12 protein-coding genes are annotated in these 12,671 nt (G+C 71.4%); 1 reads left to right on the forward strand and 11 read right to left on the reverse strand.

What is annotated here, in order from left to right; all coding sequences use genetic code 11:
* The 9 genes from metK to AS857_RS34040 all read right to left on the reverse strand — a co-directional run.
* A partial coding sequence (gene metK, locus AS857_RS34000; RefSeq protein ID WP_058047332.1) for a methionine adenosyltransferase occupies positions 1-979 on the reverse strand: 979 nt, incomplete at its 3' end.
* 74 nt (positions 980-1,053) lie between these two features.
* The gene (locus AS857_RS34005; protein WP_058047333.1) at positions 1,054-2,637 is read right to left on the reverse strand and encodes an AMP-binding protein; all 1,584 of its coding nucleotides are present in this window, start codon (positions 2,635-2,637) and stop codon (positions 1,054-1,056) included.
* A gap of 2 nt (positions 2,638-2,639) precedes the next feature.
* Entirely contained in the window at positions 2,640-3,638 is a 999-nt protein-coding gene (locus AS857_RS34010) for a methyltransferase (protein ID WP_063804432.1), read from the reverse strand.
* A 112-nt stretch (positions 3,639-3,750) separates the two neighbouring features.
* Positions 3,751-4,170: a PaaI family thioesterase gene (locus tag AS857_RS34015; protein WP_058047335.1), complete on the reverse strand. Its 420-nt coding sequence runs from the start codon at positions 4,168-4,170 to the stop codon at positions 3,751-3,753.
* On the reverse strand, positions 4,167-4,583 hold the full coding sequence (locus AS857_RS34020; RefSeq protein WP_058047336.1) for a PaaI family thioesterase: 417 nt from the start codon (positions 4,581-4,583) through the stop codon (positions 4,167-4,169). The genes AS857_RS34015 and AS857_RS34020 overlap by 4 nt, the downstream gene beginning before the upstream one ends.
* Positions 4,564-5,760, reverse strand: coding sequence for an acyl-CoA dehydrogenase family protein (locus tag AS857_RS34025; protein WP_058047337.1), 1,197 nt, complete (start codon positions 5,758-5,760; stop codon positions 4,564-4,566). The genes AS857_RS34020 and AS857_RS34025 overlap by 20 nt, the downstream gene beginning before the upstream one ends.
* Positions 5,761-5,798: 38 nt before the next feature.
* Positions 5,799-7,655, reverse strand: coding sequence for an FAD/NAD(P)-binding protein (locus AS857_RS34030; RefSeq protein WP_144440919.1), 1,857 nt, complete (start codon positions 7,653-7,655; stop codon positions 5,799-5,801).
* Between the two features lie 94 nt (positions 7,656-7,749).
* Positions 7,750-8,121, reverse strand: a complete 372-nt coding sequence (locus AS857_RS34035; RefSeq protein WP_058047339.1) for a carboxymuconolactone decarboxylase family protein — start codon at positions 8,119-8,121, stop codon at positions 7,750-7,752.
* 243 nt (positions 8,122-8,364) lie between these two features.
* Positions 8,365-8,919 carry a winged helix-turn-helix transcriptional regulator gene (locus AS857_RS34040; protein ID WP_058047340.1) on the reverse strand — a complete coding sequence of 185 codons (555 nt, stop codon included), beginning with the start codon at positions 8,917-8,919 and terminating at the stop codon, positions 8,365-8,367.
* Between the two features lie 75 nt (positions 8,920-8,994).
* On the opposite strand from AS857_RS34040, the gene AS857_RS34045 reads away from it, so the two are divergent.
* Complete coding sequence (locus AS857_RS34045; protein WP_245700769.1) at positions 8,995-10,431, forward strand: MFS transporter; 1,437 nt, start codon at positions 8,995-8,997, stop codon at positions 10,429-10,431.
* A 134-nt stretch (positions 10,432-10,565) separates the two neighbouring features.
* Here the strand turns inward: AS857_RS34045 and AS857_RS34050 are convergent, their stop codons facing one another.
* Both AS857_RS34050 and AS857_RS34055 read right to left on the reverse strand, forming a co-directional pair.
* Entirely contained in the window at positions 10,566-11,597 is a 1,032-nt protein-coding gene (locus AS857_RS34050; RefSeq protein WP_144440920.1) for a LuxR C-terminal-related transcriptional regulator, read from the reverse strand.
* A 319-nt stretch (positions 11,598-11,916) separates the two neighbouring features.
* On the reverse strand, positions 11,917-12,591 hold the full coding sequence (locus AS857_RS34055) for a DUF5324 family protein (protein WP_058047342.1): 675 nt from the start codon (positions 12,589-12,591) through the stop codon (positions 11,917-11,919).
* Between the last annotated feature and the right edge of the window lie 80 nt (positions 12,592-12,671).

A 12,671-nucleotide genomic window follows, 5' to 3' on the forward strand; every position in this document is an offset into this window, starting at 1 on the left:
CGACGGGCTCGGCCTTGCCGATCGCGTAGGCGACCTGGACCTCGCAGCGGGACGCCAGGCCTGCGGCGACGACGTTCTTGGCGACCCAGCGCATCGCGTACGCGGCCGAGCGGTCGACCTTGGACGGGTCCTTGCCCGAGAAGGCGCCGCCGCCGTGGCGGGCCATGCCGCCGTACGTGTCGATGATGATCTTCCGGCCGGTGAGGCCCGCGTCGCCCATGGGGCCGCCGATCTCGAAGCGGCCGGTGGGGTTGACCAGCAGCCGGTAGCCGTCGGTGTCGAGCTTGATGTCGTCCTCCACGAGCTCCTTGAGGACGTGCTCGACGACGAACTTACGGATGTCGGGGGCGAGGAGGGAGTCCAGGTCGACGTCGGAGGCGTGCTGGGAGGAGACGACCACGGTGTCGAGGCGGACGGCCTTGTTGCCGTCGTACTCGATGGTGACCTGGGTCTTGCCGTCGGGCCGCAGGTAGGGAACGGTCCCGTTCTTGCGGACCTCCGACAGACGGCGCGAGAGCCGGTGCGCCAGGTGGATCGGCAGCGGCATCAGCTCGGGCGTCTCGTCGCACGCGTAGCCGAACATCAGACCCTGGTCGCCCGCGCCCTGCCGGTCGAGCTCGTCCTCGTCACCCTCCACCCGCGACTCGTAGGCCGTGTCGACCCCCTGGGCGATGTCCGGCGACTGCGCGCCGATCGACACCGAGACGCCACACGAAGAACCGTCGAAACCCTTCGTCGAGGAGTCGTAGCCGATGTCCAGGATCTTCTTGCGGACCAGGCCGGGGATGTCGGCGTAGGCCCTGGTCGTCACCTCTCCGGCTATGTGCACCAGGCCGGTGGTGAGGAGCGTCTCCACGGCTACCCGGGAACCCGGGTCCTCCTTCAGGAGGGCGTCGAGGATCGTGTCGCTGATCTGGTCGGCGATCTTGTCGGGGTGACCCTCGGTCACGGACTCCGAAGTGAACAGGCGGCGGGACATCCACACATCCTTTTCTTGAATTCCGGGTCGGTAAGGCGGGCGACTCGCTCAAAGGGGTTTTGTTCAGGGGCGGTTCACTCGGGCTGAAGGGCGTCGGGGAGTGCCGAGGCCCTTTCGCGCAGCAGGTTCTTCTGCAATTTGCCCGTCGACGTCGTGGGGAGCTGCCCGAAGACGATCCGGTGCGGCGCCTTGAAGCGTGCGAGCCGGGCGCGCACGAATTCGATGAGTTCCTCCTCGCCGACGGCGCCTCCGGGGCGGCGGGAGACGAAGGCGACGGGGACCTCGCCCCAGACCGCGTGCGGGCCCGCCACCACGGCTGCCTCGGCCACCTCGGGGTGCGCGGTCAGGGCGTTCTCGACCTCCACCGAGGTGATGTTCTCGCCGCCGGAGATGATGACGTCCTTGGCGCGGTCGCGGATCTCGACGTAGCCGTCGGGGTGGTGCACGGCGAGGTCCCCGGTGCGGAACCACCCTCCGGCCGAGGCCTTCGCGGTGGCCTGCTCGTCGCGGTAGTAGCCGAGCATGACGTTGTTTCCGCGGAGGAGGATCTCGCCGATCGTCCCGCCGTCGGCGGGGACGTCGTCGCCGTTGCGGTCGACGACGCGCGCGGGTTCCCCGACGACGTTGGCGACGCCCTGCCGGCCGGCCTTGCGGACCCGGTCCTCGGGGGCGAGCGCGGCCCATTCGGGCTGCTGGATGCCGAGCAGCGCGTTGCCGAACGTTTCGGTGAGTCCGTAGAAGTGCGTGATGTTCAGGCCCAGTTCGGTCATCCGCGCCAGCAGGGCCGGCCGGGGCGGTGCGCCGCCCGCGAAGATCCGTACGGGGTGCGGGACGGGAGCCGCGTCCGGGTGGTCGGCGAGCATGGTCAGCACGGTCGGGGCCGCGCAGAGGTGGGTGACGCCGTCGGACCGGAGCGCCCGCCAGACCTCGGCAGGGTCGACCTTGCGCAGGCAGTGGTGCACGCCGCCCGCCGCGGTGACCGCCCAGGGGAAACACCATCCGTTGGTGTGGAACATGGGCAGCGTCCACAGGTAGCGCGAGGCCGGGTCCATCCGGGTGTGGAAGGCCATGGCCAGCGCATTCAGGTAGGCGCCCCGGTGGTGGTACATCACGCCCTTCGGGCGTCCGGTGGTGCCGCTGGTGTAGTTGACGGACAGCAGCCCGCGCTCGTCGGCGACCTCGACCTGGTGCGGCGCCGCTCCGGCGACCGCCTCGTCGTAGCGGTCCGAGCCGATGACGGCCGGCCGTTCGGCGAGCAGGCCGAGCGCGTTCTCCAGGCGGGGCAGGAGCTCTGTGTCGGCCAGCACCAGGCGGGCGCCGCTGTGTTCGAGGATGTAGGCGATCTCGGCGGGGGCCAGCCGGGTGTTGAGGGCGACGAGCACCGCACCGGCCAGGGGCACCCCGTAGTGCGCTTCGAGCGTCATGTGGGTGTTCGGCGCGAGGACGCACACCCGGTCGCCCGGCCGGACGTCGTTCTCCGCGAGCAGCCCCGCCAGCCGCCGGGAGCGGTCCCACAGCTCCGCGTACGTGCACCGGAAGTCGCCGTCGACGACGGCGGGGCGGTCGGCGAACACGGCGGCGGCGCGGCGCAGGAAGGAGACCGGCGTCAGCTCGGTGAAGGCGTGCCCCGGTGCGCCGGCCGCCGCCACCGCCGGCATCGTCACGCGCGCCTCGCGACGATGGCGAACATGTCCAGGGAGAGCGGGAGGACGGAGTGCAGGGCGAGGCCGGACTGCGCGAACAGGTCCGCGTACTCCTTCTCGCTGCGCTCGGTGCCGCCGACGAGGACCATCATCTGCAGGTCGAACCAGAGCCCGAGGGAGGACTCGCCGGTCGGCGGGATCGTGCGCTCCAGCACGATGACGGTGCCGTCCGGGTTCATGGCGTCGTGGCAGCGCTTCAGCAGGTCGACGCAGGACTCGTCGGAACGGCTGTGCAGGATGCGCGACCACAGGTAGACGTCGCCGCCGGTGGGGAGCGAGGCGGTGTAGTCGCCCTCGGCGTAGGAGACGCGGTCCGTGAGCCCGCGGTCCGCCATGGCGGCCTTCGCGGCCTCGATCACGTGCGCCTGGTCGAAGAGCACGCCTTCGACGTGGGGGGCCGCCTTCAGGACCTCGGAGAGCAGGGCGCCGGTGCCGCCCGCGATGTCGACGACGGTGCGCGCCGACGAGAAGTCGAAGACCTGCGGCAGGTCGCGGAAGAACGCGCCGCCGGCCATGGTGCCGTCGAACCGGCGGGCCGACTCCTGGTTGGCGGTGAAGTACGGGTACATCGGGGCGCCGAAGGTGGCCTCGAACGCGGGCTGGCCCGTCCTGACGTTGTGGAGCAGGTTTCCCCAGGTCTCGTAGAACTCCTCGCCGTACATCAGGGTGAGGTCGCGCAGGGAGTCGGGCGCGTCCTCCTTGAGGAGCTCGCCGGCCGGGGTGAGCGAGAAGCCGGTCTCGTCGTCGCCCTGCAGGATGCCGAGGCCGGTGAGGAAGCGCATGAGCTGGAACAGCGAGCGCTCGTGGGAGCCGGTGGCCTCGGCGAGCTCGCGGCTGGTGGTGAGGCCGCTCTCGATGTGCTCGGGGAGGCCCAGTTTGGTGGCCACGTAGACACTCTGCGAGGCCCAGTAGCCGATCATCAGGTCCAGAACCTTGCGGGACGGTGACGCAGTCATTGCATGGCCTTTCGGGGAACGTGCCGGATCACCGGCGGTTTCGCTGCTGTTCGGGCGCTTCCGTGCGGGGCGCTGCTGTTCGGGTGCTTCTTCTTTTAAAGAGGCGGGCCGTCTACGAGGCCCGCTTCGGGACGTTCTGCAGCCGCAGCTGTCCGCGGGCCAGGAGGGGGCCGGTGCCGCCGCCGGCCGTGATCTCCACGGACCACACCTGCTGGAGGCCGCCCTGGAACACCGGGTGCGCGGTGACGAGGGCCGGGCCGCCGGTGGTCGTGACGAACACGTCCGTCGCGTTGTGCACGCCCACGGCGAAGAGGCCGCGGTCCGCGACGGCCTTCGAGGCGCCGACGCTGGCCGCCCGTTCGACGACGGTGCTGTGGACGCCGCCGTGCACGACGCCCCAGGGGTTGTGGTGCTGCGGGCCGAGCTCGATGCGGCCCCGGACGCCGTCGCCCGCGACCTCGTCGAACTCCAGGCCCAGCGCCACGAGGAAGCGGCTCGCGGTGTCGAGGCCCAGGGCGGGGAATGCGGTCATGCCTGCTCCTGTCCCGTGCCGGCGCCGGTGTTCTGCAGCCGCACCTGGCCGCGGGCGAGGGGCTGTCCGTCGGAGACGGTGACCACCCAGATCTGCTGCGTACGGCCCTGGTGCACGGCTTCGGCGACGACCTCGGCCCGGCCCTCGGTCCGCGAGCGCAGCAGGTCGGTGGAGACGTGCACGGCCATGGCGTGCCGGCCGGGGCCGGCCGCCGCCGACGCCCCGAAGGAGGCCGCGCTCTCGACGGCGGTGGTGTAGACGCCGCCGTTGACGATGCCCCACGGGGTGTGGTGGTCCGGTCCGAGGTCGATGTGGCCGCGGACGCGGGTGGGGCTCACCTCGGTGACGACCAGCCCCGCCGCCGCGACGAACGCGCTCTCGGCCGGCCGGGGGTCAGCGGAAGGCCTGGACACCGGTCACCGCCTTGCCGATGGAGAGCAGGTGCATCTCCTCGGTGCCCTCGTAGGTGAGCACCGTCTCCAGGTTCACCATGTGCCGGAACACCGGGTACTCCAGGGTGATGCCGTTGCCGCCCAGGATCGTCCGGGCGCTGCGGGCGATGTCGAGCGCCGCGCGCACATTGGCGAGCTTGCCCACGCTGATCTGTACGGGGTCCAGGCGGCCGGCGTCCTTGAGCCGTCCGAGCCGGGCGGCCAGCAGGGACGCCTGGGCGACCTGCACGGCCATCTCCGACAGCTTCCGCTGGGTGAGCTGGAAGCCGGCCAGGGGACGGCCGAACTGCTCGCGCTGGCCCGCGTACTCCAGGGCCGTCTCGTAGCAGGCGCGGGCGGCTCCCACCGCGCCCCAGATGATCCCGAAGCGGGCCTCGCTCAGACAGCTCAGTGGCCCGGAGAGGCCCGCGGCGCCCGGCAGGACCGCGTCGGCGGGCAGGCGCACGCCGTCGAGGACGAGTTCACCGGTCACCGAGACGCGCAGCGACAGCTTCCGGGTGATCTTGTTGACGGTGAAGCCCGGCGTGCCGACCGGGACGACGAAGCCGCGGATGCCCTTCGCGCCCCGCTCGGGGTCGGTCTGCGCCCACACCACGGCCACGTCGGCGAACGGGCTGTTGGTGATCCACATCTTCGAGCCGTCGAGCACCCAGTCGTCGCCGTCGCGGCGGGCGCGGGTGCGCATGGCGCTCGGGTCCGAGCCGGCGTCCGGTTCCGTCAGGCCGAAGCAGCCGACGGCCTCGCCCGCGGCCATGGCCGGCAGCCACCGCTGCTTCTGCTCCTCCGAGCCCCACCGGTGGATGGCGTACATCGCCAGCGAGCCCTGGGTGGAGACGAAGGAGCGCAGCCCCGAGTCGACGGCCTCCAGCTCCCGGCAGGCCACCCCGTACGCCGTGGCGCCGGTGCCCGCGCAGCCGTAGCCGTCGAGGTGCATGCCGAGCAGTCCCAGGGCGCCGAGGTGCTTGACGACCTCGCGCGGCATGGTGTCGGCCTCGAACCACTCGGCGACGTGCGGGGCCAGCTCGGTCCGGGCGAAGGCCCGTACGGTGTCCCTGATGTCCCGCTCGGTCTCGCCGAGCTCGTCGTCGACCGCGAGGACGTCCACGGGGTCCAGTTCCGCGACGGAAAGCGGACTCATGATGACTTCTTTCTTGTGTCGGGCTGGTGTCAGGTTCCTCAGGAAAGGCCGAGCACGGCCCGCGCGATCGAGTCGCTGTCGCCCACGGTGATGGAGTTGACGTTGGGGCGGATGCCGGTCTCGGTGACCCAGTTCGCCCCTTCCGTCGGCACGCCGAACACATAGCGCCGCGGGTGGACCGACCCGTCGCTCCGGATGACGCGGAAGGGCCGCTCGGTGACGGCCACGCCGCCGGTGACGTACTCGCCGGCCGAAGCGGTCTGCACCGTGAAGTGCTTCACCTGCTGGTGCTTCTTGAGGTGGACGAGGATCGAGTTGTTCGTACGGGCGAGGTCCACCTTGGGAAGCCGGGCGTCGATGAGGACGGTGCCGGTGCGGACGTCACCGGGGACGGCCGAGCTGCCGACGAAGACGCCCCGCTCGTGGTCGCAGTCCACCGTGAACCGGGGACCGGCGACCTCGACCACGCCGGCGTCCATCAGCGCCACGAGCTCCTCGACCCGGCTCCAGGGCGGCCCCAGGGAGAGGAACGCGTGCAGCGAGTTGAACCAGCCCTCGACGTCGTCCTGGTACGAACGCCCCTCGATGCCGCCGTTGTTCATCACGTAGCGCATCTCGTTGCGGATGTCGCGCAGGACGTCCAGCGCGGACTTCACGGGGCTGCTGAGGTTGCCCCGGCGTGCCTCGGCGATGTCGTCCACCAGGTAGGAGCGCAGGAATCCGGTCCAGGCGCGGGAGGACGCGATGTCGCCGTCGGCCCACGGCCGGGCCACCCGGGCCCAGTCCCAGTACTGCTCCTCCGGGACGTCGAACTTGCGCAGGACGGTGCGCTCGGAGTCGCAGGACCAGGGGAGCAGGCTGTAGAGCGCGCCGAATTCGTCCGCGACCTCCTCCGACTCCCTGATCGCCACCAGGCGCCGGTAGTAGACGGTCTCGACCTCTTTGGCGATCAGCGGCCAGCAGTCGCGCCGGAAGTCGAGGGCCCCGGTCGGACCGGCGTTCGACCGCAGCTTGTCGATGTAGGCCTCGGTGAGGACCTTCGGCTCGTAGCGCAGGTCGCCCTTCTCGTTGTCCGCCCGGCCGTGCAGGGGCACGCCCCGGCGGGAGCCGCAGACGATGTGCGGCTCGCGTCCGGATGGGCGGTACGTCAGCCCGTCGCCGGTCCGTACGTACGTGCCGCCGCGGCCCTGGGTGAGCAGGGACATGTAGTCGAAGAAGGACAGCCCGAGGCCGCGGATGAGTACCCGCTGACCCGGGGCGATGCCGCTCAGGTCGGCGTCGGCGGGGTTGGCGGGCGGGAGGAAGAGGCCGCCCGTCGCCGCGGCGAAGCCCCGCAGGGTCTCCTCGTCGGCGGACGGGTGCACGGCCCCGTGCCCCGTGGCCAGCACGAGCTGGCCGACCTCGGCCGACCGCCCGGCGTCCGTGGTCACGAGCTGCCCGCCGGCCGCGGTGTCGGCCACCGAGACGACCTTTCCCCGGTGCTCGTGGACGTCGATGGTGTCCGGGCGGTTGCGCAGGATCTCGCCGTAGGCCCATTCGAGGTAGTGCCCGTAGAAGGACCTGCGGCAGTAACTGTTCTCGTGGACCTCCCGGGCCTCGGCCAGCACGGCCTCGGAGTAGCTCCCGGAGATGTCTCCCGCCGCCAGCCGGGCCGACCACTCGTACAGGCTCGGGCCCTTGCGGACCGGGCCGGACATCTTCACGGTGTCGTCCGCGAAGGCGGTGATCTGGGAGGCGACGATGTTCATGATGAGGTCGGGGGACTGATCGGTCCGCCAGACGTCACCGGAACCGAAGTTCCTGGGTTCGAAGAGATGGATGACAAGAGAATCGCCGATACGGTCACGCGCGTTCTCGACAATGCGCTCCAGGACGGACAATCCGCGAGGGCCCACGCCGACTATGCCAACCGTGTGCACTGCCCTAGGTTTCACAGTGGGACTCCGTTGAGGTTTTCCCAGTTCGGGGCGGCTTTGCCAGGTCCGCTGGTCAGGACATCGCGTCGCTGATCTGCTTGATCGACCGCACGGTGTCGATCGCGGCGGGAAACCCGCAGTACACGGCGCACTGGAGGGCGACCTCGACGAGTTCGTCGACCGTGCACCCGTTGCGCAGCGCGCCGCCGATGTGGAGCTCCAGCTCGTGCTTGCGGTTCATCGCCGTGAGGATGGCGACGGTGAGCAGGCTCCGGAACTTCCGGTCGAATGCGGGCCGTTGCCAGACGGTTCCCCAGGCGAGGCGTACGACCAGGTCCTGCAGCTCGGCTGCTCCTGCCCATGTGTCGGACACGCCGTCGACATAAGTGTTTCCCAGGACCTCGCGTCGCAGCGCGTCGCCGGCCGCCCACTCGGATCCAGGCATGCGTCATTCCCCCATGAATTACGTGAACTGCCGCCGCGCCTCTGCGGGACGGCAAGTCCTTGAGGGGAGCTGCCGGAGCGCTCCCTGGGAAAGACCCTGCCAGCGGGCCGTCCTGCTGCGACAGCTTCCGGGGGCGTCGTGATTGCGACTGTCGTAAACAGGAGAGTCACAAGACGGGTGTATGGGGCATGTATCGCCCGGCCGGGGGTCGGACCTCGTTCCGGATCCGGACGGCCGCCCTGTTCAGGAGCCGGACGGGGCCGTGTGGACGGGTGCCGGGAACAGGTCCGTCAGGAGCCGGTGGGGCCCCCTGCGCAGGGCCGTGCTGACCCGGTCGTCGCGCAGCGTCGCGTCGGCGCCGGGGCCTTGGCGGATGAGGAGGTCGGCGGGCGGGGGGACGGTGCCGCACGCGGGACACGCGCCGCCGGCGCCGATGTCGGTGCCGCACGCGGCATGGCTGAAGAGCCGGCGCGAGCCCTCCGGGGCGAGCCAGCGCTCACCCCACTGCGCCAGGGAGAACACGATCGGCCAGAGGTCGAGCCCGCGCTCGGTGAGGACGTAGTCGACCTCGACGCCCGTGGTGTGGGGGCGGCGCTCGACGACGCCCACCGCCGCGAGGGCCTTGAGGCGGTCGGCGAGCACGGCGCGCGGGATGCCGAGGTGGGCGTGGAAGTCGCCGAAGCGCCGCACTCCGTAGAAGCAGTCGCGGAGCACCAGGAGCGTCCACCGCTCCCCGACCACTTCGAGTGCCCGGGCCAGCGAACAGTCCTGGTCTGCGTAGCCACGTCCCAATGCCATGACGAAAGTCTAGCGGTGCAGTCACTGAACTATGTGGTTCAATGACTGAACTCCACCGATCTCCTGGGGGTAGTAGTGACGACCGAACCGGTCGAGCGCCGGTCCTCCGCCCGTGCGACTCTCGCGATCTCGTGCGTGGCCACCCTGCTCGTGCTCATCAACTTCACCGCCCCCGTGTCGACCGTGCAGACCGTCAGAGCGGCGCTCGGCTCCGGGCCGTCCGGGCAGACCTGGATCCTGGGCAGCATCAGCGTCGGCCTCGCTGCGTGCCTGATGGTGGCGGGGAGCCTCGCCGACGACTACGGCCGCAAGCGGATGTTCGTGATCGGCGGAGCGCTCCTGGTGCTCTCCACCGTGGTGTGCGCCGTCGCGCCCGTCACGCTCGTGTTCGTCCTCGGCCGCATCGTCCAGGGCGCGGCGAGCGCCGCTCTCCTGGCGTCCAGCCTCGGCCTCCTGGCCCATGCCTTCGCCCCCGGCCCCGAGCGGGCCCGGGCCACCGGCCTGTGGGGAGCGATGGTGGGCGGCGGCATCGCCATCGGCCCGGTGTTCTCCGCGCTGCTGGGCCGGGCCACCGACTGGCGGGTCACGTACTGGGTCCTCGCGGTGCTCGCCGCGCTGGTCATGCTCTGGGCCGCCCGCTCGCTGGAGGAGTCCCGCAGCGCGCACAAGCGCGCCTTCGACCTCGCCGGGGCGCTCACCCTCGCCGCGGGCATCACGCTGCTGATCGCGGGGCTCACCGAGGGCCGGGGCGGCTGGGGCAGGCCGCACGTCCTGATCTTCCTGGTCGCCGCGGTCGTCCTGCTGGCCGGCTTCGTGGCGGTCGAGAAGCGCGTCGCGGAGCCGATGCTGGAGCCGGGCTTCTTCCGGCGCCCGGCGTTCGTCGCCTCGGTCGTCGGCGCGCTGGTGACGGGCATGGGCGTGATCGGGCTGATGACGTACGTGCCGACGGCGGCGCAGAGCATGCAGGGGCTCAGCCCCCTGGGCAGCGCCGGCCTGCTCGCGTTCTGGTCCGGCCTGTCCTTCGTGGCCGCACCGCAGGCCCGCCGGTTCGTCGCCCGCGTCGGCGACCGCCAGCAGGTCGCCGCGGGCCTGGCCCTGTGCGGGATCGGCGAGCTCGCCCTGGCCGGGATCGGCGAGGAGTCCTCGTGGTGGCGGTTCGTGCCCGGCCTCGTGCTGGCGGGCCTCGGCAGCGGCGTGGTCAACGCGGCCCTCGCCGGGCTGGCCGTACGGAGCGTGCCCGCCCACCGCGTGGCGGTCGGCTCCGCGGCGAACAACGCCTCGCGCTACCTGGGTTCGTCCCTGGGCGTCGCGCTGGTCGCCGCGATCCTGGCGCTCGCCCCGCGCGGCGGGGGAGCCGCCCACGAGATGAGCACCGGCATGAGCTACGCCGCGGTCGTCTCCGGCTGCCTGGCGATCGCCGGCGCCGTCCTCGTCGCCCTGTGCCGCGAGCGCACGGAGCCGGCGGGTGCCGCCGTACCGGCCCCGGAGCCGCAGTTGTCGGAGCCGGTGTGAGGAACCCCGGGCCCGGCGGAGGGCCCGGTGGCCCCGGCCGTGCGGACCTCCGCACGGCCGCGGGCCGTTCCTGCCGTGGGCGGTTCCGGCCCCGGGCGTCCCGGCCGTGGAGGGTTCCGGCCGTGGCCGGTCGTTCACATCGTGGCGACCGGACTTCGTCCGCCCAGCAGCTCCTGCTCCCGTAGGAGGAAGCCCAGTTGGAGCCTGCTGGAGGCGCCGAGCTGCTGCATGATGTCGGAGACGTGGCGCTGGCAGGTGCGCACCGAGATGCCCAGGGCGCGCGCGGTCGTCCGGTCGTCCGCACCGTCGATCAGGTGCTGGAGGATGGAGCGCTTGGTCTGGTTCGCCAGGCCCTGGACGAACGTCCTCTCGCGCGGTTTGTCGATGGGTTCCCCGGTCGACCAGGCCGCGTTGAACATCTCGGCCGCGAAGGCGATGAGGTCGGCGTCCCGGACCACGAGCGCTCCGCCCGGGCTGTTGCGCAGCGGCACGACGAGCACCTCGCGGTCGAAGATGACGAACCGGGCCAGGTCCCCGGTGACCGTCCTGATCTCGACGCCCGCGCCGATGGCCTCCTCCGTGTGCCGCACCGTCGGCGGGTGGAAGCGCGCGGAGTACTGGTAGAGGGCGCGCAGGTGCACCCCGCGCCCGAGCAGCTGCTGGTAGCGGTAGCGGGCCTCGATCAGTTCCGCGTCGGGGTGGGCGCCGCCCGGCCGGGCGGACAGGACCTCCTCGCGGCAGTCGTCGGCGTACCGCTCGAGGGCCCGGACCACCTCCTCGTGCGATTCGATGCGCTCCAGGTGGGGGCCCTGCAGCGCCTGCTGCTGGGTGGCGTAGATGAGGCCGAGCTCGGCGATCTGCCCGCGCATCCACTGCAGGCCCAGCCGGGCGTTCTCCACCCGCTCTTCCCACTGCTCGAGGAGCCGGTCCGACACGCGGGCGGGGTCGACGGCGGCCAGGCAGTCGGCTCCCAGCCGCCGCACCAGACCGGTGGCGATGAGCTTGTCCACGGCCTGGATGCTGACGTCGCCGTGGGCGCCGGACATCAGCTCGTCTATGCGTACGAGACCCTGCCGGGCGATGTGCCGGTAGGTGACCAATTCGGCGGATGCCAGCTCTATCGACCCGGGGCCGGCGGCTGAGCGTTCTTTAACCAATGTGTCCATGTCAGCACCTCTCTGTTTATGTGTGCCGCAAAAGGGCGGAGAGTGGAGAAACAGGAGAACTCGGGAGTCAGCAGGGGCCGGTCTTCGCAGCTTAGATGTGGGAACGGGCGGGCAATCCGGTTAAATCAACCCCAATCACCGGGCACTTTTCCAAAGAATTACCTGTAATCTATTGCACACAACAACTTGTTTGCGGGCGTGCTTTCCCGGATAACCCGGGTCCCGGATCCGGGTCCCGGATAACGCCGAGGCCCCCCGGACCGCGCGGGAAGCGCGGCCCGGGGGGCCTCGGTGAATTCGCTCTGCCGGCCGGCCGCCGTCAGAACGGCCGGTCGTCCGTCCCGCCGTTGTCGGGAGAGGACTCGGCCTCGGCCTGCTTGGCCTGGACCTCGGGGTCGAGCGGCGAGGAGGAGGCCGCGGGACCCTTGCCGTCGACCGAGCTCAGCGGCGGGCGGTCGTGCACCTCGGTGGCCTCGGGCGGCTCCACCAGCCAGTCCGGGTTGGCCTGCCGGTCCCACCACTTCCAGGCGGCGTACGCGCCGCCGGCGATCAGGCCGACCACGGCGAGGCGCCGCAGCGCCCGCCCCGCCCGGCACCGCCGGTCCCGCCGGGCGATCAGCTTCTCGATCTCCTGGGGGCTGACCTGTCCGCGCAGCGCGGCGAAGGCCGCGGCGCTGCGGGCGACGGCCTCGTCCCGGACCGGCTCGACGGCCGTGCGGGCCCGCACGGCGGCCTGGTCGATCTTCGGGGGCAGGGCGTCGCGCGCCTGCTCGATCCGCGGGTGCAGGTGTGCGTCGTACTGGCAGCGGGCCTGGTGAGCGGCCTGGTGCGCGGCCTCCGCGACCTTGGGCGCCAGCCGGGTCCGGGCTTCGTGCGCATAGTGCACGGCGGCGTCCTTCGCGGTGCCGGCGTAGGGCGCCACCACTTCCGCGGCGTGCCGGACGCTGTCCTTCGCCGTGCTGGTCGCGGCGCGCACGCTGTCCTTGCGGGTCACGAGAACCTCCTCCTCGGTGGCGTATGTTTTGTCGCCTTTCCACCCAGTGAAAAATCATGCCTGGGGACGGGCGGTCCGGC

This window comes from Streptomyces roseifaciens (assembly GCF_001445655.1).
GTDB classification, from domain to species: Bacteria; Actinomycetota; Actinomycetes; order Streptomycetales; family Streptomycetaceae; genus Streptomyces; species Streptomyces aureoversilis.

Bases quoted from the DNA above. Each gene is read 5' to 3' on its own strand.
- AS857_RS34005 (WP_058047333.1), bottom strand. From the start codon at position 2,637: ATGCCGGCGGTGGCGGCGGCCGGCGCACCGGGGCACGCCTTCACCGAG.
- AS857_RS34010 (WP_063804432.1), bottom strand. From the start codon at position 3,638: ATGACTGCGTCACCGTCCCGCAAGGTTCTGGACCTGATGATCGGCTAC.
- AS857_RS34015 (WP_058047335.1), bottom strand. From the start codon at position 4,170: ATGACCGCATTCCCCGCCCTGGGCCTCGACACCGCGAGCCGCTTCCTC.
- AS857_RS34025 (WP_058047337.1), bottom strand. From the start codon at position 5,760: ATGAGTCCGCTTTCCGTCGCGGAACTGGACCCCGTGGACGTCCTCGCG.
- AS857_RS34035 (WP_058047339.1), bottom strand. From the start codon at position 8,121: ATGCCTGGATCCGAGTGGGCGGCCGGCGACGCGCTGCGACGCGAGGTC.
- AS857_RS34040 (WP_058047340.1), bottom strand. From the start codon at position 8,919: ATGGCATTGGGACGTGGCTACGCAGACCAGGACTGTTCGCTGGCCCGG.
- AS857_RS34050 (WP_144440920.1), bottom strand. From the start codon at position 11,597: ATGGACACATTGGTTAAAGAACGCTCAGCCGCCGGCCCCGGGTCGATA.